Here is a 24,259-nt window from a genome sequence, read left to right on the forward strand (position 1 = left end):
GGTTTAGTGGGCTGGGCAGTCTTTTAGTAAACCGTGGCAAGTAGTCCTGCAATCACCGCAGATGGCGCATTCTTGCCATCTCTATCAAAGCGGTAGTGCTCGAAACGAGCCAACGCTCTTGGTCAATGTGCGAGGGCGACAGCGCTTACGATTGAGCTGCTGATTGAACGCAGTAAACAGATGCTCCCATGAGGTTGGCGAGCTACCGGGCTGCTCTACGCCGACAGGAAAGGAGTGTCATGGGAATTGAAGACCAGACGGTTTGTATCGAGAAAGCGCGCGCCGAAATTCGCGAGGTGCTGCTTCACTCCTGGGATCCCGTCGGCATATCCGATCTTCCGGAGGCAAGGGACGAGTACGACGTTTATGCCGACGTCGTTCTCGGTATGCTCGTCAACGAGGGCGCTGCCCGAGAAGACATTGCAAACTACCTCCTCGAAATAGCCACAGAGCACATGGGGCTCAGCGATAACGGCTTGGTCGAGCGATGCGAACGTGCAGCAAGAACAGTCGTCTCGCTCCGGGGCAGTTTGTGAGCGATTGCGTCGAACTGGTTGCAGGCCCGGGAATCGAACCCGGTCTTTCGTGGTCTGGAGCCTGTCGACGCCAATTTTGAAAAGCGGCAACATATGGACATCAACAGCATTCGAGATCGCGCGCAAGGCGTCGACAGCGGCCCTGTTACTGAACAGGAGCTTGAATTTGCCCGCCATATATTGCGGTCGGGTGAGGGCGACATTGGAGCCGCCTTGTTCATTGTCGGACTTTGCGGCGCTCACGGCGATGCGCCACTGATCGAGCCGTACCTCCGCGGCAATCACAAAGACGTTCATGGCGAGTTGGCCCTCAAGTCACTGTGCCGCTACCTGGGCTTAATCGACCGATATCGAGCGGTCGTTCGAAAATACATCTTGGCCGACGGCGATCTCGACTTCGGCGGAAGCAAAATGGCCGCCATACACTTAGCCCCGGAGTATCTGTTGAATTTCAGAGACGAAGATGTCGAAAAGACGCTGCTTGTGATCTTCTGCGATTTTCAGAATCGTGACCGAAGCGCGGCGCGGCACGCGCTTGTTAAAATCCTCGGACTTCGCGGAGAGCTCAAGGATCCTCTTGGGCTGCGGACGGATACCGATCCGGACGCCTCGCTCATAATAGCGGCCGCTTGTAGGGGCTTCGACTTAGAACGGCTCGACTTAGTGGCTGGCTTCCCGAATTGAGCCGAGCATGGCACCCGGCTGACCAGTTGACCTGCCTGCGTTCTCAACCGTCTGTTGAAAAAGATGCTCATGCGCTGACGCTGGGTCTTCGCAAACCAGCCCCTCGCGCATAAGCTCGGAGCATGAAGTTCAGAGAGTTGACATCTATCGGCCACAACATCGCCGACTCTTTCGCAAGCGGGATGGGCTTCTTGATTGGCGTCTACGAGATGGATGTATTTCGAGAGGCTGCCGCAAGTCCTGAGGGGTTCATTTTGGTTGATTTCATCGCTGGCACTTCTACAGGCGCTCAGCCTTCAGACTCGTTAGCCAAAGCGATCTCACTTTATGCACGAGCCTTGGACGGGCTCTGCCAGCGACATGGAAGTAGAGCTGAAGCTTTCCGCGAGCTAAAAACCCGCTACTCGCTGGATTCGCGAGGGCCCCGTTTCGTGGTCACGGTCGAAGACCAAAGTGGCCGTCGCTCGGTGGATGAATATCTCGGGCTGCCGGGCAGACGCGTAATGGAACTGGACGACCTAGGTCGAGTTCGCCCCAAGCGGCGGTATACCTAGAAGACAGCTGGATGAGTCTGGACCTAGTAGCAGACGGTGCGGAACGGGAAACTCGCCGGGGAAAAGGGCGCTTTTCTCCTATGCGCCGAATGTGAGCCTTCGGCGAACGTCAGAAGGTTCAACGTCAAACCCAGTCGCACGCCCCCCGCTCCAATTAATGCCAACCCTTATGGAGTCTTCCTCCAAGCCTTCCAGCCACCTGTCGCGGAACACCGCCAGGCTGATAGCAAGGAGTCTCAGCAGGCTCAGTGCGACCGTGGCTCGTAAATCGCCGTCTCGTCCTCTCGCGGCCTTATTCCCTTGAACGCTGCATGCCGCAGCTCCCGTCATCCGTCCAGGCGCGATACTCGACTTCGGCGACGAGAACCGGCTCGAGGAATCAATGCAAAAGCTGGTGGACCTTGAAGAGCCACAAATCTGGCGCGGCGCTATCTTCCGCGTCAAAGGCTCTCACCCTTACGAAGAGCTTGTAGACTTTATGGTCGTCGAAACGACTGACGCAGCACGCCCGCTTGGGATTATGGTGGCAACAGGTTATAGCGCTGGACACACGATCGTTCATCTTCAGCCGGAGGCAATCGTCTTACGAACCAAGTCCATTTCTACGGCTTGGCTCAAGGCGAATTGGTCAAAGTGGGTCTACCCTGATTGCCCGATCGACCAAGTGCTCTTTATGAAAAATTACGTGATTTGATCAGCACCGGCGGCTGCGCGGACTTCGTCATCGTCCGGCTCCTGCTCACTCAACTTACCGTACTCTTCAATCGCAGCATCGAGCCCAGGCAGCGATCCGTCCTCAATGAAGGTGTTGACCAGAGCATCAGAGACGGCATCGCGCGGGATGATCTCCTGTCCAGGCGACGTTCCGACCAGTTGGCGGGCAGCATCGGCCTTCGTCTTGAACACGTCGGCCTTTTCCTTTTCCGACATGCCCCAGAGCGGTGCCCACTCGTTATAGATGTCCGGATCGCGAGAGCCGAGCGCGCTCCGGATGAGGCACTCGTCGAGGCGCGCCATCGCCGGCGTCATCTCGACGGTCTGCATTGCCTGCAGTCGGTCGTAATAGTTGCGCAGGTCGCTTTCACCAGTGGCGTTCATGCCGGCCGGAGACTGTCTGAGCAATCGGGTAGCCGGATTGTCGGCGGCGCCCGAGACGATCTGCAGGAACGACATCAGGACGTCGGGCAGCGTGGCGAAGCTCGCCGTCTTCTGCTTGTACTCCTCTTCCTTGTCGAGGAGGAGGTCGCCGTTGATGCCCTTGGCCGTGGCAGTGAGCGTGTAGCGCTCGAAGATCTTGGCCCGGTACCGCTCATCGCCGAGGTTCTGCATGAAATCCGGGATGCGGATCACGTTGACCTTGGCCTCGAAGACGAGGCTGGCGATGTTCGCCGCGGTACCGTCGGCCTGCTTGATCGCATCGACGGCGGACAGAACACTGTCGCCCCAGCCGGCATAGGTCGTGGTGACGATATCCTCGTCCGGCTGCTAGCTGCCGTTGAAGATGACCAGGCGCGACGGATGGATTTCGACCTGGGCGCCGTCGGCAGAGTTCAACAGGTAGACCTTCGGCTTGCCATACCACTCGGAAGCCGGATCACGATCGATCTCGCCGGCTGTGAGGTGTCGACGGGTCATGACCGTGAGATACTTCAGACCGCCCTTCCCGATGCGATCGACAACGAGCGGCTGTGTCAGGTCCTGGTCGCCGGTACCGATAACCATCGCAGCGCCGCCCCATAGGCGCGCCTTGATGCGGGTCTCCAGCAGCTTGCCCATGAGGTTGACCCGCTTTTCTTCGGCTTCGATCGCCTCGATCTGCGGCTTCTTCACCTGCCAGTCCCGCCAGGCACGGATGCTGTCGAATGCCGGGATATCGACGATCTTCCGGGGGAGCCACCGCCGCGATAGGCGTTGAGCAGCTCCTCGTCGGTGAGCATCGGCATCGAATAGACGCTAGCCGCGGCCTTATCCCGGCCGGTTCCGAGACTGGAGACCATGTTTGTCAGGTTGTCGCGGACGAAAGCGATGATGTTTCCCATGTCCGCTCCTAAGCGCTCGCGCGCGCAGCTTATAGCGTCCGACTATCCAGTTCGGACTGGAACCGCAGCGAGAGCGGCGTCAATTTGCGCGTATGCTTCTAGCGCGCGTTCACGTTCGTCACGGAGAAATTGAGCATGCTTCCTGGCGAAGGCGTCCACTTCCTGCAGGGTATCGGGATAGCGTTCGCCTAAGCTCCAGAACAAGAATCCATGCCGGACCAGAGCCTCAACCTTAGCCCACTGCTTGCTGTCGGACTGCTTTGGCGGCTTGAACTTGCGCGTGAGGCCGATGCTTGGACCGCCACAATGAGGACACGGCAAAACGGGAGCCGATTTGCTCGCTCGCTTAAAGCTCTTACGACACTGAAAGCAGGCATAAGGGTGCAGGTATGCCAATCCGGGGACTCCACCTTTTTGGGCCGGAGTCGCATCGCCAAGTGTTTTCTGGTTGGTTTTCATCACAGTAGCTCGGGCGGGTCCTCAGTCGTGCCCTGTAAGATACCCAATGAGCCGCTTTCTACAATCTGGAAGCTAGACGTTCGCCAGCGTGTACGTGCTTGCGCCCAGCAGCGCATTGAATGCCCGGCTCGTGCCTCGAGCGATGAAAACCAAGTCTCGTTCCAAGGTCCGCGGAGCACCCAGACGTTGCCCGCCGCCTGCGCAGAGAACGGGCTGAAACGCGTGGTCTTGTCGCCGGATTCGGGTGTCGCCCGAACCGTGAAGCCCGCGAGCAGCTTCGTAAGGTTGGTGACCTGCGATTTGCCGGCCTGCCCCGGGTCCTGAGGCAGAGAAATGTGCATTTCCTTGCCGTCGGCTTCGGCCGTGTTCTTTATCAGCCGCTCGACGCCGGTTGGCGACAGCCGATCGTGGCAGTGGTGAGCCATGATGTACCGGCCGTCCGGAAACTTTCCGATCTTGGTAGCGGCGGTCCAGTCCGGATCGTTGCTCTCGGTCTTGGGCGTTGCACCAAGGTCCCAGCCCCGCATCGAGCGCGCGCCGGCCGGGATGGCATCGACCACCTCGCACCAGCCGCAGCGGAATAACAGCCCGGCCGATGCACGCGCTTGATCGGCGGCCGCTCTAGCGCTGCAAGGGTTCCGGGTCTTCGGCTACGGCGCGAATGGCCAGACACTAGACTACCTCTGACCTCAAGCCATGCTCAGAGATTATTGGGCGGGGACGCGGAAATGAGGCAGACCCCAGTACCGTACGCAAGGGAGACCAAGCTTGGAAGCTATCGAGATTGACGGGCGAAGATTTCGCCTGATCCGCGGCAGTGACGTTCAGCGTGATGGGATGTATCTGGAACTATCGGATACCGACGCTCAAAAAGCCTTAGCCGAAGTTTTTTACTCTGACGAAACGGGCCGAATGACCTTCTGGGCCCGTGAAGAAGACATCCCTTTCGAAGCGGTTGAACTGCTGATTGAACGCAGCAAACAGTTTCTCCCGTGAGCCTCTTGAGCTACCGAAATGCTCTGCGCCTGCAGTGAGGGAGAAAATCAGCAGCCACTGGTATGTCGATCTCCGGACCACCTGATCTAGGCGATACCCCTTGGCCGCCCACTCGTTGATGAGAGCTTCCATGCCCGGATCCCCGTAGGGCCGGAATCGTGTTCAATGACACGGTAGAGCATGCATCACCTCTTGGCTAAGGCTGACGAATTCTGGATAAAAGCGCATGAGCCACGATCACTGCCCATGCTGCAAACACCGGACGCTGTCTGCTCGCGCCGAGCATGAAGTTTATCCGGTTTGCTTCTGGGAGGATGACGGCCAGGACGAGGATGAAGCCGACGTGGTAAGAGGCGGGCCTAATGGCCGCTTGTCACTGCATGCTGCGCGGGCCGACTATGCAGCTTTCGGCGCGTCGGACGAACGCTTCATTACCAAAGTGAGACCTCCGCGATCCACAGAGAAGTGGACCATAATTAAATAAGCTGTTCCATGCCGATGCTCATTCCTCGAACAGAGAGCATACTCCATGAAAGCCCGCTATCACGGCTTCCGAATTCTGGATCACGACAAGCAAGGTGCAGGCTGGTAGCCGGACGACCCTGAAGATTTCGAGTTCAGCATCGATTTCTATGCAGGATCCGGATGCGGAGCGGACGCCTTTGCGGCAGAGGTATGCTCACCGCGCCGCTTCCTGAAGAAACACGCAACCTCCCTCTGCTCTCCACAAGGCGTGCTAATCATGCCTTCGTTTGACCTCGTTGCGCTCGACAAGAGATTCAGCGCTCAAACTTCTATATTCGCGCTCGTGGATTGGCATTCGCGTTCATCGATTGATGTCTCGAACTAAAGCGGCTTACCATTTGCTCTGCCTGCGGGAATGAAATTCGACCACCCTACCGCATAGGCGGCGATCTTGGGTGGTCACTTACGCTCTCGCGTCTTACCCAACTCGGTAAGCGCGAAATGCGCGAGAAACGCGATAAAGCCGACTGCGCCCGCAAAAAGCGCAACGACACCACCGAACCACTCGGCGATCAATATCACCACGAATCCGTAGACCGCGGTGGTGGCGATAATTTTGAATGCGAGCTTCGGGTCACCAGTTGGCAGCATGCCAACAACTTAACAACCAATGCGCTAGTTGCAAGCTCCGGCTGAGCCATGTGGCATACCAGTTGCCCTGCCTGCTGAAAGTGAAACCTCTACTGCCAGTTTAAGCGTTAATGCTGAACGGAACGGCGCGAGAACACGTCCAGTACGGATGTGGATTTCTAATCCGTGCGGACTAAGCGATTTTTGCAGGCGACCGCCCCTCCGCATAGACGGCGGTCATCGGGTGGTCGCGCTTGCCCAGTCGGGACTATCTGAACTTATGTAGGTCTCTGATCCTTGCTGGCGGGTACAGATTCGCACTCTTTGACCAATTCTTCCCAGTACAAGACCTTCGCGCCGAGAATACTCTTCCGATAAAGACGATAGCTTTGCGATCCCATCCTGTATGATAAGCGCATTGCAACGGACGGAAGTGCGCGCCAATTTATGACGAGATAAAACAATGAGAGCGGGATAATAAACGACCTCAAAAGATCTTTTACCGCACTTCGATATTTGTTCGCCATATACACGATCTGAGCAATATCAGAACAAGAGATAACATAGTTTAGGTATAAAATCCACGAGTTCACATAAATTGACAGTATCAAAATGCAGGGGATCACAAGAGCAATGACCAGGTGAACCAGACTGGTCGTTCGCGATTTGAACATTGATCCGTTCTGAATTGTTATTGTGATTGCATTCACCGTCTAAAGGCGGGCTCTAGTGACCCGCACCAGTCGCAAGCTGTTCACGAGCTCGTATCGCTCGCCACCCTGCTTTTCTTCGGTGAGCGAGTCTCCTGCCCACGATTGCGTCTTCAGATGCATGTGACCCGGAGTATTCCTTAGCGCTTCAAGCTTACCAATCAACAAATCCAGTCCTTCGCGGTCAAAGCAAAGGGCAACCTCGGGGTGCTCTGCGCTCTCGAGTTCGACAGTCAAGATCATTAATCGTCCAGCCGGGAAATTGGCTCAGCCTCGCCATCAGTCGCCTGTGCGCAAGCTAGCAAATGGCGAGGCAAACGAAAAGCGGACGGCGCTCTCTATCAGCGGACGATCTGGGAAAAGACGCATTTCTCCTATGCGCCAATTGTGAGCCTTCGGCGAACGTCAGAAGGTTCAACGTCAAACCCAGTCGCACGCTCCCCGCTCCAATTAATGCCAACCCTTATGGAGTCTTTCTCCAAGCCTTCCAGCCACCTGTCGCGGAACACCTCCAGGCTGAGCCTGTGAGTGCCGAAGCGGCGATAAGAAGGAACAGTCTCGATAATTCGCTGAGCCCGCGCTTCGGAAGACCAAAACGGCATGGCGGGTTTATTTGACTGGCTCGTCGAAGTCGGGAAACCGGTGTCGTCGCATATCGTCCAGACGATTCCAGTTTCTCCAATTTCATCGAAAAACTTTTGGTAGTGGGCTGCCGCGAAGCTCATTAGGCCAGCTAAGCGATTTCCGCTAGCTTCCGCAACTGGGCAACTCGTAAAAATCCAGGCAATATTCTGCCAAGGCGGGAGGCGGTGAGTTCCTCCCTAAGGCCGGCGAGTGTTCCCTCTAATCGAGGTCCGCGATCAGAACAGCCTGCAAATCACCAATGGTTGTGGTCGATTAGATCAAGCTGATGGCGATGTACGGCTGGACTCGCCTCGCGATGGCCGAGTTTACACCAAGGAAGCGGACAAGAGGCGCCTCGCGAAGGCTGCTTCGGAACGCCTAGCGAACAGAATGTAGGTCGCACCTGAATTCCTGCTCGGTCGCACCTCAAATAAGATCAATAACTTAGATGTGCCCGACCTGAGAGATAGGTAAACGGAACGTACCGGAGACATGGGTAACACTTTTCGCTTTTTGCGGGAGGTGTTGATGCCGTGGAAAGAGACTTCGGTGTTGGAGGAGCGTCTGCGATTTGTCGCCCGTCTGCTTGAGGGCGAAAGCATGAGCGAGGTGTGCCGAGCGTTCGGCATCTCGCGCAAGACCGGCTACAAGATCTTCAACCGCTACAAGGATGATGGCGTGGAAGCGCTCACCGATCGATCTCGACGACCGGTGCGTTATGCCAACCAGTTACCTGATCCGATTGAGGCAATGATTGTTCGCCTCAAAAAGGAGAAGCCTCACTGGGGTGCCAGGAAGATCAGGGAGTTGCTCGTCAAACGGCTCGCTGGCGATGTGCGCATTCCAGCAAAGAGCACGGTGCACGCCGTGCTCGATCGACACGGCCTTGTGCGCCAGGCCCGCAAGAGGAACCGGGCGAACAAGGCCGTGGGCACGCACCTTTCGCAAGCGCTTGAGCCCAATGATCTGTGGTGCGCTGACTTCAAAGGCGAGTTCAAGCTCGGCAACGGCCGCTACTGTTACCCTTTGACGATCACAGACCAGGCCTCACGCTATCTTCTTTGCTGCGAAGCCTTCGAATCGACGCGCGAACAGGGCGTCTTTGAAGCGTTCCGGAGGGTCTTTGCCGAACGCGGCCTCCCAGCAGCCATTCGCTCCGACAACGGCCTGCCTTTCGCAAGCCCGAATGGCCTCTACAATCTCTCCAAGCTGTCCGTCTGGTGGCTGCGATTGGGGATCGGCCTCGAACGGATCAGGCCCGGCCGTCCGCAGCAGAACGGACGCCATGAACGCATGCACCTGACGCTGAAGAGGGAGGCAACCCGCCCGCCAGGAAAAAACATCCTTCAGCAGCAGGCCCGGTTCGACGAATTCGTCAGGCAATTCAATGACGAACGACCACACGAGGCGCTCAAGATGAAGACCCCGTCCGACATCTTCACGGCCTCAACCCGCCCCTATACCGGACTGCCGGAAATCGACTATCCCTTTCATGACAGGGAGGCACTCGTCACAAATTGCGGGCGTCTCTGCATCTATCGCAAGAAGATCAATATCTCCACCGTGCTGGCCGGCCAGAAGCTTGGAATCAGGGAAGTCGACGAAGGTATTTGGCTCGTCAGCTTCATGCACTATGATCTGGGATATATCGATCTGGAGCAGAGGACTTTGCAAACCATCGACAACCCGTTCGGCACGAGGTTGTCACCCATGTCTTAGGTACGAACTGTTACCTATGTGTCCGGGTCGGACAAGGAAATGGATGGCGACCCGTGCAGGATTCGAACCTGCGACAACCTGCTTAAAAGGCAGAAAGCGAATCCAAGGTTTTCAAGCTGTGCGGGAGATCGGTTTACAATCTCCGCCCCGAAATTCATTGACTAATCCGGGTTCGATGTAAACGGAAAACGCCACCCACTGTAACTGAAACACAGTCGCCTCATCCTATCGCGGCCTGATGCCCTTGCACGATGGGTGCCGGAGCTTTCCATCGTGAGCGAAGTCTCATGTAGAGACGGCCACAATGAATTTGGCTGGAAGTCATTCATAGAAGGCTCCCGCTTGTAATAAAAAAGCGACGAGCTTCCATGGGTTGGTTTCGCATTGTGGCGCGCCGTCTTTTAGCCAGGCGCTCATAGCTTCAAGGTAGCTTGCAAGGTCAGTGTTTTCCCATCGGACAGCGCCATTCTCGAAATCGGTTCGCATCGACGCCAAATAATTTAGGAGACTTTGCTGATCGACAACGGTCTCAATATCTATCAAATCATTACCTCGTCTCGAATCATGAGATTGTCACCGTGTATTGCCCGACGCTTTCTGGGACAACTGATCGACACGCTGACTTATGAAGAGGTAGAGGTTAGTCGAGAACGACCCGACAAACCCCGCCACCAGCATTAAGGTTTAAACTTCTAAAATTCTCAAGCTAGCGTAAAAACCACTGCATCGTCCGCCCTCTCGCGTATCCCCTGGAACGATGCATGCCTCAGTTTCCCCTCGTCCGTCCAGGTGCGATACTCGACCTCAGCGACAAGGACCGGCTCGACGAAGACCGCCACTCTCCTTTTGAGTGCTACGGCCGGCGATCCATCCCTTCGAGCAGCTTCCGCAGCTCGCGCGAAAGCTCGCTTGACCAGCCGGTGCCGCAGCCGCCGACAGAGACCATCTGTCCGTCCTTCCACGCGCCGAGTAGCAGCCGGCCGAGATGGCCAGGCAAGGTCGACGGCTCGAAGCCGACGACGACGAGCTATCCCGGCGCTTGCAGGTGATCTTCTGCCACCAATCTCCGCGGCCGCTGCGGTAAGGCTTATCGATGTCGCAATCGCAAAACCGGGAGCAGCGTTGAACAGGCCCCGACGCATCCCCATCATTCTCTCATGACCTTGACCACCCAGATTCAGGACGCCGCCCGCAAAGCCCTTCTCAACGTCGCCGGGCCGGTTGCAGCCGAGGCCGTTCTGACCCACCGCCGCCTTTCGTTGGGCAGCGAAGCGAGCGAAGTAGTCCGCGTCTCTGCCCGCTTTGCCGGCAGGAGGGGCAAGCCGCAGACCATCACCTTTGTTGTCAAGCACCTGCAGGGGCGCACACGGCGCGAGGCGACCATCTACCGCGACCTGGTGGCCACGCACGCGAGCGCTATAGCGCCACGGCTGCTGGATGTGCAGGATGGACAGGCGGCGTCGTTCCTGGTGGTGGAAGCCATCAACCAGGCCATGGCCTGGCCCTGGCAATACCTCGACCTCACGGCAGTCCTATTGCGGCAGTTGGGGCAATTTCACGTCGAGACGATGCAAAGCATGTTGCCGCTGACGGACTGGGACTATGAGGGCGAACTCGCCGTCAGCGCCGCCGAGACGCTCGCTCGGCTCGAGCACTTCCGGTACTATGAGGACCTGAGGCCGCTCGCGCGCCATGCCCGCATGCTCGACCGGGTTGTCTCGAACCTCGCTCGGCTTCGCGGTGCCCTGTTGGACGAGAGCACGTTCAACCAGCGCCCGATCCACGGGGATCTGCATCCGGGCAACGCGATGGTGAGGAGGGGCATCGATCGCCGGCCCGTGATGATCGACTGGGGGCGGACCCGCCCCGGTTCGCCGCTGGAGGACGTGAGCTCGATGCTCCAATCTCTGCGCTTCTTCGAGCCGAGTGCGTTGCAGCGGCATGACCTCCTGCTCAAGGAATACCTGACGGGACTCGGGCGGGATCGCCGGATCGACGACGCGACGCGAGGCGCCTACTGGGTGGCCGGCGCTTCCAACGCCCTGGCCGGTGCGCTCAACGTCCACCTGCTGACGGTGATGGACGCAAGTCGCAATCCGCGGCAGCGGCGCCGTGCCTTCCTTGTCGCCCGGGACTGGCTGCGTGTCATCCGCCGCGCCCATGCCTGGGCGTTCTAGAGGGAGAGCCGCCTTAGGCGTACGCGCCTTCCCAAGAGATCGCGAAGTCGCGCGCCGCTGGAATCTGGCGTGGCGACTTCGATCTTCCTTGCCGTGCGCGCGCCAAGCGCGCGAAACGTGAGTCTTCCTGCTGATCCCGAACTGCAGATGCTCATCGCCCGTCTGGGCGGCCATCAGGCGAAGGAAGCGCTTGGAGACGATTAGAAGGGCTGATGGCCGGGCTTGATGGAGGTGACGGCGGAGGACCAGTCCCCAGGCTAAATCTTTGGTTGCACCCTCTTGATTGCGCTGCAATTGAAGCTACGGTCCCTCCGGATCATTTGGCCGAAGAATCAAGGTGAACAATGGAAAGCACGCTGGGCATATCGGTAGGGCATTCATCAGCGACAAGTTGCAGCCGGTGGCCGCAATGACTGAGAACCTGCCCCCAAGCAATATCACCCTGTCCAACAACTCGATAGCGGAGAACTCTCCCGTCGGCACGACGATCGGCACACTATCGGCCACTGACCCAGAAGGTCAGCCCCTGACATATCGACTGGTGGACAGTGGTGGAGGCTTGGTTCAGCTCGATGGCAATAGAGTCCAGTTGGCTAAGCCGGTCAGTTACGAGGAGCTGCAGGGGAAGACGTTCCAGATCGAGGTCTCCGACGGGGTGAACAAGGTTCTCAAAAAGTTCTTCGTATCAATCGAAGATGTTGACGAACCGCCGCACCTAGTTTGGATGGGTGGAGCAGAGGTCCCAGAAGATATGAAAGTCGGCACGGTGTTCGACTACGTATCTGGGGTGGATCCAGAAGATTCAGTACTAACGTTCAAATTGATAGACGATGCGGGGGGCACGTTCAAACTGGTAGGCGCCAATGCCATTCAGCTTGCGAAGCCAGTCGACTTCGAGAAATCTCCGACAAAAACAGTAACCTTTGAAGTTTCTGATGGAAAGTTCACGGTCGTTAAATCGTTCACAATCAATATCGCTGATGTCAACGAAGCGCCGAGTGCGCTGACATTGTCTAATTCAAGGGTAGCCGAAACGGCCGCTGTCGACACCTTGATCGGAACCTTTTCCGCGGTTGATCCAGAAGGCGACCCGGTGGACTACTGGCTTAAGGACTCAGCCGGTGGAACGTTTTGGATCGTGGACAACAAACTATATCTCAACGACACATTGAACTATGAGACGCAACAATCCTACTCCATCACAGTGGTAGTTTCGAACGCGAGTGGCTCGTTTACGAAGAATTTCGTGATAAGTGTCACCGACGTGCTTGAGACGATCGTGGGGAACTCCTCATCCCAGACTTTGAATGGCGGCATCGGCGCCGACAAAATCCTTGCTGGCGGCGGCAACGATACTCTCTTTGGGAACGACGGCGACGACCTTCTTTACGGCGAATCCGGAAATGACACTATTTTAGGAGGTGCTGGTAAGGACCGGCTAGATGGCGGCACTGGCAATGATACAGCTTCATATGCGAGCGCCACCGTAGGGGTCAAAGCAAGCTTGTCTTCCAAATCGACCAATACCAACGATGCAGCCGGTGATACGTACTTCGGGATCGAGAACCTGACGGGAACGCGCTTTGCCGATGTTCTCGGAGGCAACGCCTATGTCAACATACTCACGGGCGGCGAAGGTAGTGATATCCTGATCGGCGGTGCGGGCGGTGACAAGCTTTACGGAGGAACCGGAAATGACGCGGCCTCATACGCGACCGCCGCGACGGGCGTCATTGCCAATCTGGGCAGACCGAGCAGCAACACAGGAGACGCAAAAGGCGACACCTATTCTGCGGTTGAGAGCTTGATCGGTTCAAATTTCGCTGACCAGCTGTATGGCAACGGGGGCGCAAATCGCCTTTCCGGAGGAACCGGCGATGATATCATCGGCGCAGGCTCGGGGAACGATTGGATCTATGGAGGCTCGGGTGCAGACCGGCTGGTCGGTGGAATGGGCGCCGACAGGTTCGTCTTCAAGGCACTCTCTGAATCAGCAGGGGCGAAGGTCGATTCAATCCTCGACTTCGTGCCGAACGAGCAGGACAGGATTGACCTCTCGGCTATCGATGCAAATACCAAGACATCGGGTAATCAAGCATTCTCTTTCATTGGCACTGCGGCTTTCAAGGGGACCGCTGGCGAACTGAGGTACGAGAAGCTGTCTTCAGACACTTTCATATACGCGGATGTGAACGGTGATCGGATCGCAGACCTCAAGATTCATCTGGACGACGCCGTGACCTTGGCGGGCAACTACTTTCTGCTTTAATCGATGCGGTGGGAGCGGTCGCGAGCCTCGCGATCGAGGCGTCGGAGTTTCTCCTTCTGCAGTCGGGAAGGCCGTCCCGACGGCCTGACATAAGGAGCTGCAGTGGGACCGCTGCAGCTCCGGCAAGCACACGCGGAAATCCACCAGATTTCGTGTCCCCGCTGGCTCGCGCTGCGATTTCGCTGCGCTCACGATATGCGCAGGATGCGCAACGTAGACGGGCAAATACCTGAGGGGCTGAGCAAAAATCCCCAGTTATCAAAGGCAACAATAGCAACAATAAATTGATCGGCGAGACCGACGTTTTCGGCGTCTCGAATTACGTTTATGGATATGGCGGTAACGATACTCTCACCGGGGGCTTCCACGCAGACAACTACATCTGGGGTGGCACTGGTAACGACATCATCGACGGCGGGACAAGAATAAACCGCCTATATGGCGAGACGGAGACGACACAAATCACTGCTGGTTGGAGTGGTGCCGATAGCCAACATTATGGCGGTGCCGGCAACGACAAATTGATCGGCGATCATCTACGAGACCGACACCGGAAAGCTATTCTACGACAGCAACGGCAACGCGAACGGGCCCCACGCCTCGGGCTTCTTGAGAACCTCGCCGAGGCCGGCATCACGGCTGTCGGCTTTCGCACCGGCTTCCGGCGGCGTTTTCGGCCTCTCGACAGACCGCCCGCTTGCATCCGCCGCCAAACGCAGCGCGTTACCGAGGACGCCCGGCTGATCCATCCAATCCCCCTTCGGATCCTTGCCGGTGACGCGGATGGTCCAGCCGCGGCCGTTGACCGGAAAGCCGGTCTTGACATTCGTGAGCGAGCGCAGGAAGCGCATGCGTGCGTCACAATAGTCGCGGATGAGTGTGCAAGGGCGCTAAGATCGAGGGCGTGACGTTCCACGATCTCCGCGGGACGTTCATCACTGAACGCCGGCGGGAAGGATCTACCACAGAGCAGATCGCGTCGATTACGGGGCACTCGATTGCTGAGGTGGGAAGAGTGCTCGAAAAACACTATCTGGCGACCGACCAGCAGACGAGCGATGCGGTCATTCTGCGGATGGAAAAGAACACTTAGGGAATATCTTTTGTAAACGGCTCGAAAAAAGCTGTAAACGGGGTCAGATCAGCAGGTGGAAATGTCCTCTAAGTGCTTGAAAAGTTTGGCGACCCCTGCAGGATTCGAACCTGCGACAACCTGCTTAGAAGGCAGGTGCTCTATCCAGCTGAGCTAAGGGGCCGTCTGGGCCTTGCCCGACGGAGCGCCGTGGGCCTCAATGGGTCCAGGGCTGCATCCGGTTGAAACGGAAATTATCCGAATAGGAAACGTTCTTGCGCGCCGCATCCTTGGGGGCGATCACGCGATATTCGATGCCGTTTCTCTCGGCATAGGAGATCGCCTGCTCAGCACTCTCGAAGGTCAGGCGAACCTGTTGCCGTGTGTCGGCGGAACTCGTGTAGCCCATGATCGGGTCGATCGTGCGCGGTCTTTCCTGATCGAACTCCAGCACCCACAGATGCGTCTTGGCCTTGCCGGACTGCATTGCTGTCTTTGCGGGACGATAGATCTTCGCGGACATTGTTTCGAACGGCTCCCGTTGACCAAGAGATCAATGTTTTCACATGATTAGATGGTCGGAGTGGAGAGATTCGAACTCCCGACCCTCTGGTCCCAAACCAGATGCGCTACCAGACTGCGCTACACTCCGCACCACGAAGGCGGAGATACACGCTTCGCCCTGCGCCTGCAACAGCAAATTTCGCGGGGTGAGCGGCGCCGGTGGATGCGTCAGTTCGCCCTCTCCGTTGCCGGAAGTCCTGCACCTTCAAGCCTGTCGCCAGGGCTGAGGCCGAGCCGCTTCACGGTTCCGGCGTTAAGCTCGAGCACGTAGGCCACCGGTTCCCCGGAATCGATAATCGCTTCGGAAAGCGGGACCGCGTTCTCGTGGATGGTTCGGATCGTACCGTCACGCGCGATGAAGAGCATGTCGAGCGGCAGATAGGTGTTCTTCATCCACATCATCACCCGCCGCGTCTCGCCGAAATCGAACAGCATGCCGTGATTTGGTGCCATCTGGCGGCGATGCATCAGCCCCTGCTCGCGCTGCTCCGGGTCGATCGCGAGCTCTACCGTAAGATCGTGCGTGCCGCCGCTCGCGGTGATCAGCCGAACCCGCTCCTTTGCAAAGGAAACCTCTGCCATCGCCGAAGCGGCGAGCAGCGACAACAAAAAAAGCGCCGCCAGGGCGCTTCTTGCAGCAATGCCGACGGCCCCGGGCATCAATGCGACCGCGTGGTTGGCGTCGGCCCGTCGGGATGGATTTCCGCCGCCATAAGGCCCTTCTCCCCGTCCCCGAAGCGGCAGAGCACAACTTGGCCGGGCCTCAGCTCCGTCAGGCCGAAACGGCGTAACGTTTCCATGTGCACGAAAATGTCTTCCGTACCCTCGCCGCGGGTCAGAAAGCCGAAGCCCTTGGTGCGGTTGAACCACTTCACCAGCACCCGCTCGAGCCCGCTCGTCGGCGTTACCTGGACATGCGTCCTGACCGGTGGAAGCTGCGACGGATGAACGGCGGTGGACTGATCCATGGAGAGGATGCGGAAGGCCTGATAGCCGCGGTCCCGCTTCTGAATGAGAGCGACGACGCGCGCGCCTTCAAGCACCGTTTGATAGCCGTCGCGTCTGAGACAGGTGACATGCAGCAAAACGTCCTGCATGCCGTTGTCCGGAACGATGAAGCCGAAGCCTTTGGCGACGTCGAACCACTTGATAACCCCGGTAATTTCGATGAGGTCAAGGGCGTCGTTGCCAAATTCGCCATTATGGATGACGTCTTTCGAAGATGTCCTGTCAGCCATTCTCGCAGCCCCTCGTTACGCGCAACACTTCGATACGGTTAACTGATTCTTATGGGCCAGAATAACATCGTCCCGCAGCGCGTGTGCAAGCCCCTCGACGTATTTTGGCTTGGGACCTTTATAGGGACGCAGCCTTGCGTCTGGCTTGCCGTCGCTTCACTATACGCCATCTTCCACGAAACAGGGACATTCTCCAATGCGGTATCTGCATACGATGGTTCGCGTCAAAGACCTCGACCAGGCCCTTCACTTCTATTGCAAGCTTTTCGGGCTCGAAGAGATTCGGCGGTACGAGAACGAAAAAGGCCGCTTCACGCTCGTCTTTCTCGCCGCCCCCGGCGATGTCGACCGCGCCAGGGGTGAAGCCGCGCCATGCCTCGAACTCACCTATAATTGGGATCCCGAGGAATATACCGGCGGGCGGAACTTTGGCCACCTCGCCTATGAAGTCGACGATATCTACGCGTTCTGCAAGCATCTGATGGACAGCGGCGTAACCATCAACCGTCCGCCGCGCGACGGCCACATGGCCTTCGTCCGATCGCCCGATGGCATCTCGATCGAGATACTGCAGAAAGGCGAGCACCTGCCCGCACAGGAACCCTGGGCCTCCATGGCCAATACCGGGGTCTGGTAAGCCTCGCACAATTGCGGCCGGCTATTTCTCACCCGTCGCCGGCTCTGCCGAGCGGCGCGGCACCCGTGCCGGCGCAAGAGGATCGATAGAACAGCGGATGATCTTCAGGCCCGGCCATTGCCGGGCCTTCGCATATATTTTACGAAGCTGAAATAGGTTGGTGCAAGTTTACAAATCACGCGGCCTTCGTTATCTTGCCGCGCCAGACGTTGAAACGGGGCTCTGCTTCGTCGTCACTTGCGGGGGACAGCCCTATACTTGCCTGACCTTTCCCGTGGGGAGCCGAGCGCCCTCCGCGTGAAATTGTTGTTGCCATTCCGGGCGATGTTCGGAACTGGAACGTGATGCGCGCGGCGCAAAGCCGCCCGCATGCACGGAGAGCGGGGATAAGGCGTTGCAACATCTGGAAACAGGATACCGGCCCCTGACGATCGGACGCGCCGCAGCGCTGTCCCTGTCGCTGCTGGCGTTGTCCGGCTGCGTGTCTGCAGTTGCGGACGGCGAGGCTATCGACCCTCTCAAATCGCAGCAGATGGCAGAGGCGCCGCCGGCCGGTGAGGAGACGATGCAGGATGGGCAGGAGGCAGCGCCCGGTGCCGGCACGACGGCGCAGGCGCCGGAGGGCCCGCCGGGCGAAGCCGGTCAGGAGGGAGCTGCCCTGCAGCCCGGCCTGACCATGCAGGGGACCGCGCTGCGCGCGACGTCGGCGAGCATCTACGGGCAATCGCCAGCGGCTCCATCCGGGCCAGCGCAGCCGGGCTCAAGCAAGCAGGCGACGGCGCCGGCCGGCGAATCACCAACGATGAACGCCAAGACCAATAGCGTCTTCAGCAATCAGCCATCCGCGACTCAGCCGGCAATTCAACCACAACAGGGCGCGGCAGGCGAAGTTCGTCCAGCGAACGAGGCGATCGCCGCTGCATCCACCGCAACCGCAGACGAAAGCGATGTGCCCGCGGCCGTACCGTTGCCTGTGAGCGCACAGGCCGCATTGTCCGGTGCGGCGGTGCCGGCCCTGCAACCGGTCGAAGCCGCCTCCGCGGCGGCTTCGCTCGCGGCTCGATCGACGGACATCGGCGAAGGCGAGAACGGGACAGAAGAGACAAAGAAGACCAGGAAGACCTGGACTCTCGCCAGCCTCTTCGCACCCAAGCGCAAGGAAAAGCCGCGCTCCGACGCAGCGCACACTGCACAAGCACGCGAGAAGAAAACGATCACCCCCAGCAATGCGGGACAGCCGCAGATCGCGTCCCTCGCCTATACCTCACTTCCCGGCGTCAACATGAACCCGCTCTTCAGCATGGAACACGAAGCGCATGAGTCGGACGAGGACGACGCACCTGTGGAGGTGGCGAACCTTTCCGGCCTGGCCCGACTGACGCCGAACGGCCTCATCCTGCAAACGGAGAAGGTGGAGACGGGCTGTTTCAAGCCGGAGCTTCTCGACATATTGAAAACGGTGGAAAGGCATTACGGCCGCAAGGTCATGGTCACCTCGGGGCTGCGCGCCATCAACGTCAACCGCAAGCGCCAGTCTCTCCACACGCGCTGCGAGGCAGCGGATATCCAGGTGGCGGGCGTCAGCAAGTGGGACCTCGCGAATTTCCTGCGCAGCGTTACCGGCCGCGGCGGCGTCGGCACCTACTGCCACACGAACTCCGTCCATATCGATATCGGCCCCGAGCGGGACTGGAACTGGCGCTGTCGCCGGCGCAAGGGCTGATCTGCCATCGCGGCTTCAACGGATTGGTCGCGATCAGCCGACATTTTCCCCGAAAAAATAGAAACTGACCCTTGCGGGAATCCGAAGCCCTCTCTATAAGCCGCCTCGTCTTACAGCGACTTACGTCTTCCATAGACGAAATTGCTGCAGCAGGCGCCCATCGTCTAGCGGTCTAGGACGCCGCCCTTTCACGGCGGAAACACGGGTTCGATTCCCGTTGGGCGTGCCAAACCACCTCTTTTCCATTTCACATTTTTCATAGTATGGTGCTGATCGTCACCAGCGGGCGCCCATCGTCTAGCGGTCAGGACGCCGCCCTCTCACGGCGGTAACACGGGTTCGAGTCCCGTTGGGCGTACCATAAGCATTGATTTCATTGGATAAATTAACGCTGGCTCCAAGAGGAGCCCAAGGTCGGGCCCCAAGGGGCCCAAGCCCTCCCGGATATTGTGTTTGCGATTCGCTAATTTCTCTGTCAAGATGTTAGCGATTAGCTATCATACAAACATGAAAACAGTCACCTACTCCCGCGACGCCACCAAGACATTGCTTCACATGCCGGCAAACATCGCCAAGCGCATACGCGCCAAAATCGAGCAATACGCATCGGACCCGGCAAGCCTCGCAAACAATGTCATTGCGCTGCAAGGTCAATCAGGCGTCTATCGTTTGCGGGTTGGTGACTGGCGCGTGATCTTTGCCGAGGATGGCAAGGTCATTGCGATTATCAGGATCACACCCCGCGGCGGCGCATACGATTAGGAGGGCCCAAAGATGGCACTACAGTTCATTACTACCCCGGCCGGCGAGCGCATGGTTGTCTTGCCCGAGGCGGAATTTAACAGGATCGCCGAGGCGGCCGAAGACGCCGCCGATAGAGCCGCCGTCGAGCGTTTCAGTGCGCGCTTGGCACGCGGCGAGGAAGAATTGATTCCGGCCGAATTCGTCAACCGGATGCTAGACGGCGAAAACAAAATCAAGGTCTGGCGCGAATACCGGAAGCTTTCCCTGCGCGACCTAGCCGCCACGGTAGACATAAGCCCGGCGTACCTCTCCCAAATCGAGAGCGGCAAGCGCGACGGGACATTTGAGACCATGAAGAAAATCGCGGCGGCGCTGCGCATCACCGTGGATGACCTTGCATGAGGCGGGTGCGGCGACTGCACGCTTTGCTGTAAATTGCTGCCGGCGAGATTGCCGGCGATCTGCCTCGCCCGGATCGGGCTCATTATGTCATCGACTGTATGCCGGATTCATAAGCATCGACCATCACGACGGCAAGCCGCCGCAACGCGTGCCCCGTGCTGCAACACTGGCTTGATCCCAAATACCCCGAAGCGCACTCAATGAGCGTGAGCGCAAGCGCGATGAAATGAAGCGCCGGGCGACGTTCCGGGTCGTTGGATGAGCCGGGGCCCAAGGGAACAGAAACATACGGAAAACCAAGCTGGGAGTCCCAAATCGAAATATGCAATAAAATCAACGTTCATGTTGGGCCCGTTTGGCATACTATTCCCTTACGTTGCAGTCGCATCATTTCGATCCTCATGGGGCGTGCGTCTGCGCCCGATTTTTTCCGAGGAAAAATCGAAATTTACGGCTCGTGGTCTCTTGCAGGAATCCGAAGCGCTCTCTATAAGCCGCCTTGTCTTACAGCGACTTACGTCTTTCATAGACGAAATTGCTGCAGCAGGCGCCCATCGTCTAGCGGTCTAGGACGCCGCCCTTTCACGGCGGAAACACGGGTTCGATTCCCGTTGGGCGTGCCATTCCTCTTCAAAGTCTTTAAGAAAATTTCGCAAACCGCTGATTCGACTGGAAACCGTCGCGTTTCGAATTGCGCCTCAGTTTGCTTTCGCCGCATCTGTCACGCGCAGTTGGACCTTGCGTGTTCCCTGCCACAGATCTGCTGACACGGAACCCGCGACATGAACGGTAGCGCCGCGGTTGCCGAGCAGGAAATTGCCGAGCGGCGTCTCCGTCGCGCGGAAGGCGATGCCTTCTATACGGCTGCCGTCCTGCCCCTCGAGCGTCACCTTCACATGGTTGGCCCCAACCTGCCGGCTGTCACGCAACCGATGCTGCGGGAAGGCAAAGAGCGGCTGTGGATGGCCGGAGCCATAGGGTCCCGCCTGTTCGAGAAGATCGACCAGGCCGAGCGTCGCTCCGGCAGCGGCGAGCGCGCCGTCGACCTTGAGCGTTTGGACGGCCACGAGGTCGCGAACGGCAGTTTCGGCGCGCTCTTCGAAGAATTGCCGAAGCTGACCCAGCTTGCCGCGCTCGACCGTCAGCCCGGCAGCCATAGCGTGCCCCCCACCCTTGATCAGCAGGCCGTTGTCGACGGCCGCGCGGACCAGCCGCCCCATGTCGAAGCCGTTGATCGAGCGGCCGGATCCTGTCCCCCGGCCGTTCGGGTCGAACGCGATCGCAAAGGCCGGCCGGCGGAATTTCTCCTTGATGCGTGCCGCAATCAGGCCGACGATTCCGGGATGCCAATTCTCCCGGGCAGTGACGATCACCGACGCGCCCTCGCCCGTTCCGTATTCCGCCAGCACCTCGGCTTCCGCCTCCGCAAGCATCGCCGCCTCCATCGCCTGGCGCTCGCGATTGAGTTCGTCGAGCTGGCTGGCGATAATCTCCGCCGCGGCTGCATCGTCGAGCGTCAGCAGGCGGCTGCCGAGCGCCGCGTCTCCGATACGCCCTCCGGCATTGATCCGCGGTCCAAGCAGGAAACCGAGATGATAGGGCGTCACGGGTCCGCCGATGGCGGCCTTGCGCAAGAGCGCCGCCAAGCCTGCATTGCCCATATGCCGCGCCGCGATCAGTCCCTTGACGACATAGGCGCGGTTAAGGCCCTTGAGCGGCACCACGTCGCAGATGGTCGCTAGCGCCACCAGGTCGAGCAGCGACAGGAGATCGAAGGATGCGGCGCGCGGGTCGCCCCGTGAGCGAAGCACGCGCAATGTATTGACGAGCACCAGATAGACGACGCCCGCAGCGCAGAGGTGACCCTGGCCGGACAGATCGTCCTCGCGGTTGGGATTCACGAGGGCGTGGCACGGCGGCAACGTCGAGCCGACCTGGTGGTGGTCTATGACCACGACATCGATCCTGCGCTCTGCCGCCACCGCCAGCGCCTCATGGCTCGTCGAGCCGCAGTCGACCGTGACGATCAGTCCGGCACCGCGATCGATCAATTGATCGATCGCCTGCGGATTCGGACCGTAGCCCTCGAAAATGCGGTCGGGAATGTAGATCTCGGCCGTGACATCGAAATGCCGCAGGAAACGCGCCATGAGCGCGGATGAGGCCGCACCATCGACATCGTAGTCCCCGAACATCACCACTTTCTCGCGGCGACCAATGGCGTCCGCGAGCCGCTCGGCCGCCTTGCGCCCGTCGGTCAGGGTGTCGGGGTCCGGCATCAGGGCGCGCAACGTGGGCTCGAGGAATGCGGACGCGTCGTCCAGTCCGACGCCGCGCCCGGCAAGCACGCGAGCGATCAGTTCGGAATAGCCGTGGACCTGACTGATGGCCAGCGCACGGTTCTGGCCCGCCTGATCGAGACGCGACACCCAGCGCTGACCGCTGACCGAGCGATCAACGCCGAGAAATGCCCGCTGGATCGGATCCGCCAAAACGTCCATCTGTCCACCCGCCCGAAGTCCCTCCGTTCTTAACGAAGATTTCGGCCCTGAAAAACCGGCGGGGGCGCACTTCGGCCCGCAAGTCGCGAGTCGAAGCGGCTTCTCAACAGATTTGATGTGTACGCGCGATCACCAGGCCTTCGGACGCTCGATCCGAATCACCTGCGGCTCTCCGACGAGATAGCCCTCGCCCTTGATCGAGACGATCGCCTTGCGCACTGAAGCCTCTGACGTCGCATGCGTGACGAGGATGATCGTCTTCGGCTCGGCCGGATCGGCATAGTGCTTGGAATGCTGCATGATCGATTCCAGCGAGATGTCGTTCTCCGCCATATGCTTCGCGACATTGGCGAAGACGCCGGTACGGTCGACCACCTTCAGCCGGATGAAGTAGCCGCCCTCATGGCTCCGCATCCGGGCGCGCTTATAGGGCAGCAGCGCCTTCGCCGGACGGCCGAATGCCGGAACGTGCTGTGCGCCCGGGCGGCTCTTGGCGATGTCGGCGATATCGCCCAGCACCGCAGATGCGGTCGCGTCCCCACCGGCGCCCGGGCCAACCATCAGAAGCTCGCCCAGAATGTCGGATTCGATCGCAACCGCATTCGTCACCCCGTCGACCTGGGCGATGACGGTGTCATGAGGCACCATGGTTGGGTGGACGCGCTGCTCTATGCCGCTATCGGTTCGCTGGGCGACTCCGAGAAGCTTGATGCGATAGCCGAGGTCGGAAGCCGCCTGAATATCCTCGATCGAGATGTTGGTGATCCCTTCGAGATAGATGTCGTCGGCCGCGATCGCGGTACCGAAGGCAAGGCTCGTCAGGATCGAAAGCTTGTGTGCCGTATCGTTGCCCTCGATGTCGAAGGCCGGATCGGCCTCCGCATAGCCGAGACGCTGAGCCTCCTTGAGGCATTCCTCGAAGGAGAGCCCCTCCTTCTCCATCTTCGTCAGGATGTAGTTGCACGTGCCGTTCATGATCCCGTAGACGCGAGAGATCGTGTTTCCGGTCATCGACTCGCGGAGCGCCTTGATGACGGGTATGCCGCCGGCGACTGCAGCTTCGTAGTTCAGAAGCGCGCCATGCTTCTCGGCAATTTCCGCCAGTTCGACCCCATGTGCCGCCAGAAGCGCCTTATTGGCGGTCACCACATGGACGCCGCGCCTGAGCGCCGCCTTCACCGAGGAATAGGCTGGATCTCCGGCACCCCCCATCAGTTCGACGAAGACGTCGATGTCTGCTTCCGACGCCAGGGACACCGCGTCGTCGAACCAGGCGATATCCGCAAGCTTTACGCCCCGATCTTTCGACCGGTCCCTTGCCGCCACGGCCGTAATTCCGATCGCCCTTCCGCATGTGGTCGCCAGCGTCTCATGACGATCCTGGAGAATCCGCACGAGCGAGGCACCGACGGTCCCCAAGCCCGCAATGCCGATTTTGAGGGCATCTGCCATAGCAAGTTCCTAACAGGTAGAAGACACCCCGCCGGAACGGCGGGGCCATTTTGGTGCGGAAGCG

At 58.9% G+C, this 24,259-nt stretch carries 27 protein-coding genes, 5 tRNA genes and 2 pseudogenes; 17 read left to right on the forward strand and 17 right to left on the reverse strand.

What is annotated here, in order from left to right:
• Nucleotides 1–239 precede the first annotated feature (239 nt).
• The 3 genes from SINAR_RS0118825 (at nt 240) to SINAR_RS0118835 (ending at nt 1,774) form a co-directional block, all read left to right on the forward strand.
• A complete protein-coding gene (locus tag SINAR_RS0118825; RefSeq protein WP_234710620.1) occupies nt 240–536 on the forward strand; it encodes a hypothetical protein in 297 nt (98 codons plus the stop codon).
• Between the two features lie 93 nt (nt 537–629).
• Nucleotides 630–1,220: a hypothetical protein gene (locus SINAR_RS0118830; RefSeq protein WP_028000510.1), complete on the forward strand. Its 591-nt coding sequence runs from the start codon at nt 630–632 to the stop codon at nt 1,218–1,220.
• A 122-nt stretch (nt 1,221–1,342) separates the two neighbouring features.
• A complete protein-coding gene (locus SINAR_RS0118835; RefSeq protein WP_028000511.1) occupies nt 1,343–1,774 on the forward strand; it encodes a hypothetical protein in 432 nt (143 codons plus the stop codon).
• A 78-nt stretch (nt 1,775–1,852) separates the two neighbouring features.
• Here the strand turns inward: SINAR_RS0118835 and SINAR_RS1000000138475 are convergent, their stop codons facing one another.
• Nucleotides 1,853–2,023 carry a DUF2750 domain-containing protein gene (locus tag SINAR_RS1000000138475; RefSeq protein WP_150852034.1) on the reverse strand — a complete coding sequence of 57 codons (171 nt, stop codon included), beginning with the start codon at nt 2,021–2,023 and terminating at the stop codon, nt 1,853–1,855.
• Nucleotides 2,020–2,153: pseudogene (locus SINAR_RS1000000138680) on the reverse strand (ATP dependent DNA ligase); the annotation flags it as partial. The gene SINAR_RS1000000138475 and the pseudogene SINAR_RS1000000138680, both read right to left, overlap by 4 nt.
• Before the next feature lie 3 nt (nt 2,154–2,156).
• On the opposite strand from SINAR_RS1000000138680, the gene imm45 reads away from it, so the two are divergent.
• The gene (imm45, locus tag SINAR_RS0118840; protein ID WP_028000512.1) at nt 2,157–2,468 is read left to right on the forward strand and encodes an Imm45 family immunity protein; all 312 of its coding nucleotides are present in this window, start codon (nt 2,157–2,159) and stop codon (nt 2,466–2,468) included.
• Here imm45 and SINAR_RS01000000133665 read toward each other — a convergent pair.
• The 3 genes and pseudogenes from SINAR_RS01000000133665 to terL all read right to left on the reverse strand — a co-directional run bounded on the left by SINAR_RS01000000133665 (nt 2,456) and on the right by terL (nt 4,832).
• Nucleotides 2,456–3,813: pseudogene (locus SINAR_RS01000000133665) on the reverse strand (DUF1073 domain-containing protein). The gene imm45 and the pseudogene SINAR_RS01000000133665 overlap by 13 nt on opposite strands.
• A 42-nt stretch (nt 3,814–3,855) precedes the next feature.
• Nucleotides 3,856–4,272 carry a hypothetical protein gene (locus SINAR_RS1000000136760; protein ID WP_150852028.1) on the reverse strand — a complete coding sequence of 139 codons (417 nt, stop codon included), beginning with the start codon at nt 4,270–4,272 and terminating at the stop codon, nt 3,856–3,858.
• Complete coding sequence (terL, locus tag SINAR_RS01000000133675; RefSeq protein ID WP_028000513.1) at nt 4,272–4,832, reverse strand: phage terminase large subunit; 561 nt, start codon at nt 4,830–4,832, stop codon at nt 4,272–4,274. The genes SINAR_RS1000000136760 and terL overlap by 1 nt, the downstream gene beginning before the upstream one ends.
• Nucleotides 4,833–5,040: 208 nt before the next feature.
• Between terL and SINAR_RS0118860 the strand changes: the two genes are divergently transcribed.
• Both SINAR_RS0118860 and SINAR_RS1000000138480 read left to right on the forward strand, forming a co-directional pair.
• The gene (locus SINAR_RS0118860) at nt 5,041–5,268 is read left to right on the forward strand and encodes a hypothetical protein (protein WP_050577523.1); all 228 of its coding nucleotides are present in this window, start codon (nt 5,041–5,043) and stop codon (nt 5,266–5,268) included.
• Nucleotides 5,269–5,494: 226 nt separating this feature from the next.
• Nucleotides 5,495–5,752 carry a CPCC family cysteine-rich protein gene (locus SINAR_RS1000000138480; protein WP_084617519.1) on the forward strand — a complete coding sequence of 86 codons (258 nt, stop codon included), beginning with the start codon at nt 5,495–5,497 and terminating at the stop codon, nt 5,750–5,752.
• A gap of 440 nt (nt 5,753–6,192) precedes the next feature.
• Here the strand turns inward: SINAR_RS1000000138480 and SINAR_RS0118865 are convergent, their stop codons facing one another.
• Together SINAR_RS0118865 and SINAR_RS1000000138485 are read right to left on the reverse strand one after the other, a co-directional pair.
• On the reverse strand, nt 6,193–6,384 hold the full coding sequence (locus SINAR_RS0118865; RefSeq protein ID WP_027997156.1) for a hypothetical protein: 192 nt from the start codon (nt 6,382–6,384) through the stop codon (nt 6,193–6,195).
• Between the two features lie 1,063 nt (nt 6,385–7,447).
• A complete protein-coding gene (locus tag SINAR_RS1000000138485; protein WP_028000516.1) occupies nt 7,448–7,798 on the reverse strand; it encodes a DUF2750 domain-containing protein in 351 nt (116 codons plus the stop codon).
• Between the two features lie 427 nt (nt 7,799–8,225).
• Here SINAR_RS1000000138485 and SINAR_RS0118880 point away from each other — a divergent pair, with 427 nt between their 5' ends.
• Nucleotides 8,226–9,416 carry an IS481 family transposase gene (locus SINAR_RS0118880; protein ID WP_028000517.1) on the forward strand — a complete coding sequence of 397 codons (1,191 nt, stop codon included), beginning with the start codon at nt 8,226–8,228 and terminating at the stop codon, nt 9,414–9,416.
• Nucleotides 9,417–9,737: 321 nt separating this feature from the next.
• Here the strand turns inward: SINAR_RS0118880 and SINAR_RS1000000136770 are convergent, their stop codons facing one another.
• Both SINAR_RS1000000136770 and SINAR_RS1000000138490 read right to left on the reverse strand, forming a co-directional pair.
• On the reverse strand, nt 9,738–9,959 hold the full coding sequence (locus SINAR_RS1000000136770; RefSeq protein ID WP_150852029.1) for a DUF7660 family protein: 222 nt from the start codon (nt 9,957–9,959) through the stop codon (nt 9,738–9,740).
• A 158-nt stretch (nt 9,960–10,117) separates the two neighbouring features.
• Nucleotides 10,118–10,567: an ATP dependent DNA ligase gene (locus SINAR_RS1000000138490; RefSeq protein WP_441004986.1), complete on the reverse strand. Its 450-nt coding sequence runs from the start codon at nt 10,565–10,567 to the stop codon at nt 10,118–10,120.
• A 6-nt stretch (nt 10,568–10,573) separates the two neighbouring features.
• On the opposite strand from SINAR_RS1000000138490, the gene SINAR_RS01000000133685 reads away from it, so the two are divergent.
• The 3 genes from SINAR_RS01000000133685 (at nt 10,574) to SINAR_RS1000000134715 (ending at nt 13,862) form a co-directional block, all read left to right on the forward strand.
• On the forward strand, nt 10,574–11,593 hold the full coding sequence (locus tag SINAR_RS01000000133685) for an aminoglycoside phosphotransferase family protein (protein ID WP_050577524.1): 1,020 nt from the start codon (nt 10,574–10,576) through the stop codon (nt 11,591–11,593).
• Between the two features lie 69 nt (nt 11,594–11,662).
• Entirely contained in the window at nt 11,663–11,797 is a 135-nt protein-coding gene (locus tag SINAR_RS1000000138495) for a hypothetical protein (RefSeq protein ID WP_272913692.1), read from the forward strand.
• A gap of 205 nt (nt 11,798–12,002) precedes the next feature.
• Complete coding sequence (locus tag SINAR_RS1000000134715; protein ID WP_234710621.1) at nt 12,003–13,862, forward strand: M10 family metallopeptidase C-terminal domain-containing protein; 1,860 nt, start codon at nt 12,003–12,005, stop codon at nt 13,860–13,862.
• A gap of 563 nt (nt 13,863–14,425) precedes the next feature.
• Here the strand turns inward: SINAR_RS1000000134715 and SINAR_RS1000000137860 are convergent.
• From SINAR_RS1000000137860 to SINAR_RS0118935, 6 genes are all read right to left on the reverse strand, one after another.
• On the reverse strand, nt 14,426–14,713 hold the full coding sequence (locus SINAR_RS1000000137860) for a hypothetical protein (protein ID WP_234710622.1): 288 nt from the start codon (nt 14,711–14,713) through the stop codon (nt 14,426–14,428).
• 328 nt (nt 14,714–15,041) lie between these two features.
• A tRNA-Arg gene (locus SINAR_RS0118915) sits at nt 15,042–15,118 on the reverse strand.
• Nucleotides 15,119–15,151: 33 nt separating this feature from the next.
• The gene (locus SINAR_RS0118920; RefSeq protein WP_028000519.1) at nt 15,152–15,457 is read right to left on the reverse strand and encodes an ETC complex I subunit; all 306 of its coding nucleotides are present in this window, start codon (nt 15,455–15,457) and stop codon (nt 15,152–15,154) included.
• Between the two features lie 52 nt (nt 15,458–15,509).
• Nucleotides 15,510–15,586 (reverse strand) — tRNA-Pro (locus SINAR_RS0118925).
• An 80-nt stretch (nt 15,587–15,666) separates the two neighbouring features.
• Nucleotides 15,667–16,158 carry a DUF192 domain-containing protein gene (locus tag SINAR_RS0118930; RefSeq protein WP_028000520.1) on the reverse strand — a complete coding sequence of 164 codons (492 nt, stop codon included), beginning with the start codon at nt 16,156–16,158 and terminating at the stop codon, nt 15,667–15,669.
• Entirely contained in the window at nt 16,158–16,736 is a 579-nt protein-coding gene (locus SINAR_RS0118935) for a cold-shock protein (protein ID WP_003530922.1), read from the reverse strand. The genes SINAR_RS0118930 and SINAR_RS0118935 overlap by 1 nt, the downstream gene beginning before the upstream one ends.
• A 196-nt stretch (nt 16,737–16,932) precedes the next feature.
• Between SINAR_RS0118935 and SINAR_RS0118940 the strand changes: the two genes are divergently transcribed.
• The 7 genes from SINAR_RS0118940 (at nt 16,933) to SINAR_RS0118970 (ending at nt 20,865) form a co-directional block, all read left to right on the forward strand.
• Complete coding sequence (locus tag SINAR_RS0118940) at nt 16,933–17,373, forward strand: VOC family protein (protein ID WP_028000521.1); 441 nt, start codon at nt 16,933–16,935, stop codon at nt 17,371–17,373.
• Between the two features lie 394 nt (nt 17,374–17,767).
• Nucleotides 17,768–19,096 carry a YcbK family protein gene (locus SINAR_RS0118945; RefSeq protein ID WP_028000522.1) on the forward strand — a complete coding sequence of 443 codons (1,329 nt, stop codon included), beginning with the start codon at nt 17,768–17,770 and terminating at the stop codon, nt 19,094–19,096.
• Between the two features lie 153 nt (nt 19,097–19,249).
• Nucleotides 19,250–19,325: transfer RNA gene (locus tag SINAR_RS0118950), tRNA-Glu, on the forward strand.
• Nucleotides 19,326–19,382: 57 nt separating this feature from the next.
• Nucleotides 19,383–19,457, forward strand: a tRNA-Glu gene (locus tag SINAR_RS0118955).
• Between the two features lie 146 nt (nt 19,458–19,603).
• Nucleotides 19,604–19,858: a type II toxin-antitoxin system RelE family toxin gene (locus SINAR_RS0118960; protein WP_028000523.1), complete on the forward strand. Its 255-nt coding sequence runs from the start codon at nt 19,604–19,606 to the stop codon at nt 19,856–19,858.
• 12 nt (nt 19,859–19,870) lie between these two features.
• Nucleotides 19,871–20,242 (forward strand): helix-turn-helix domain-containing protein, encoded by a 372-nt coding sequence (locus SINAR_RS0118965; RefSeq protein WP_028000524.1) that lies wholly within the window; start codon nt 19,871–19,873, stop codon nt 20,240–20,242.
• A gap of 547 nt (nt 20,243–20,789) precedes the next feature.
• A tRNA-Glu gene (locus SINAR_RS0118970) sits at nt 20,790–20,865 on the forward strand.
• A gap of 75 nt (nt 20,866–20,940) precedes the next feature.
• Here the strand turns inward: SINAR_RS0118970 and recJ are convergent.
• Nucleotides 20,941–22,743 (reverse strand): single-stranded-DNA-specific exonuclease RecJ, encoded by a 1,803-nt coding sequence (gene recJ, locus SINAR_RS0118975; protein ID WP_028000525.1) that lies wholly within the window; start codon nt 22,741–22,743, stop codon nt 20,941–20,943.
• Nucleotides 22,744–22,872: 129 nt separating this feature from the next.
• A complete protein-coding gene (locus SINAR_RS0118980; protein ID WP_028000526.1) occupies nt 22,873–24,195 on the reverse strand; it encodes a homoserine dehydrogenase in 1,323 nt (440 codons plus the stop codon).
• Nucleotides 24,196–24,259 lie beyond the last annotated feature (64 nt).

Source organism: Sinorhizobium arboris LMG 14919 (assembly GCF_000427465.1).
Classification (GTDB): Bacteria; Pseudomonadota; Alphaproteobacteria; order Rhizobiales; family Rhizobiaceae; genus Sinorhizobium; species Sinorhizobium arboris.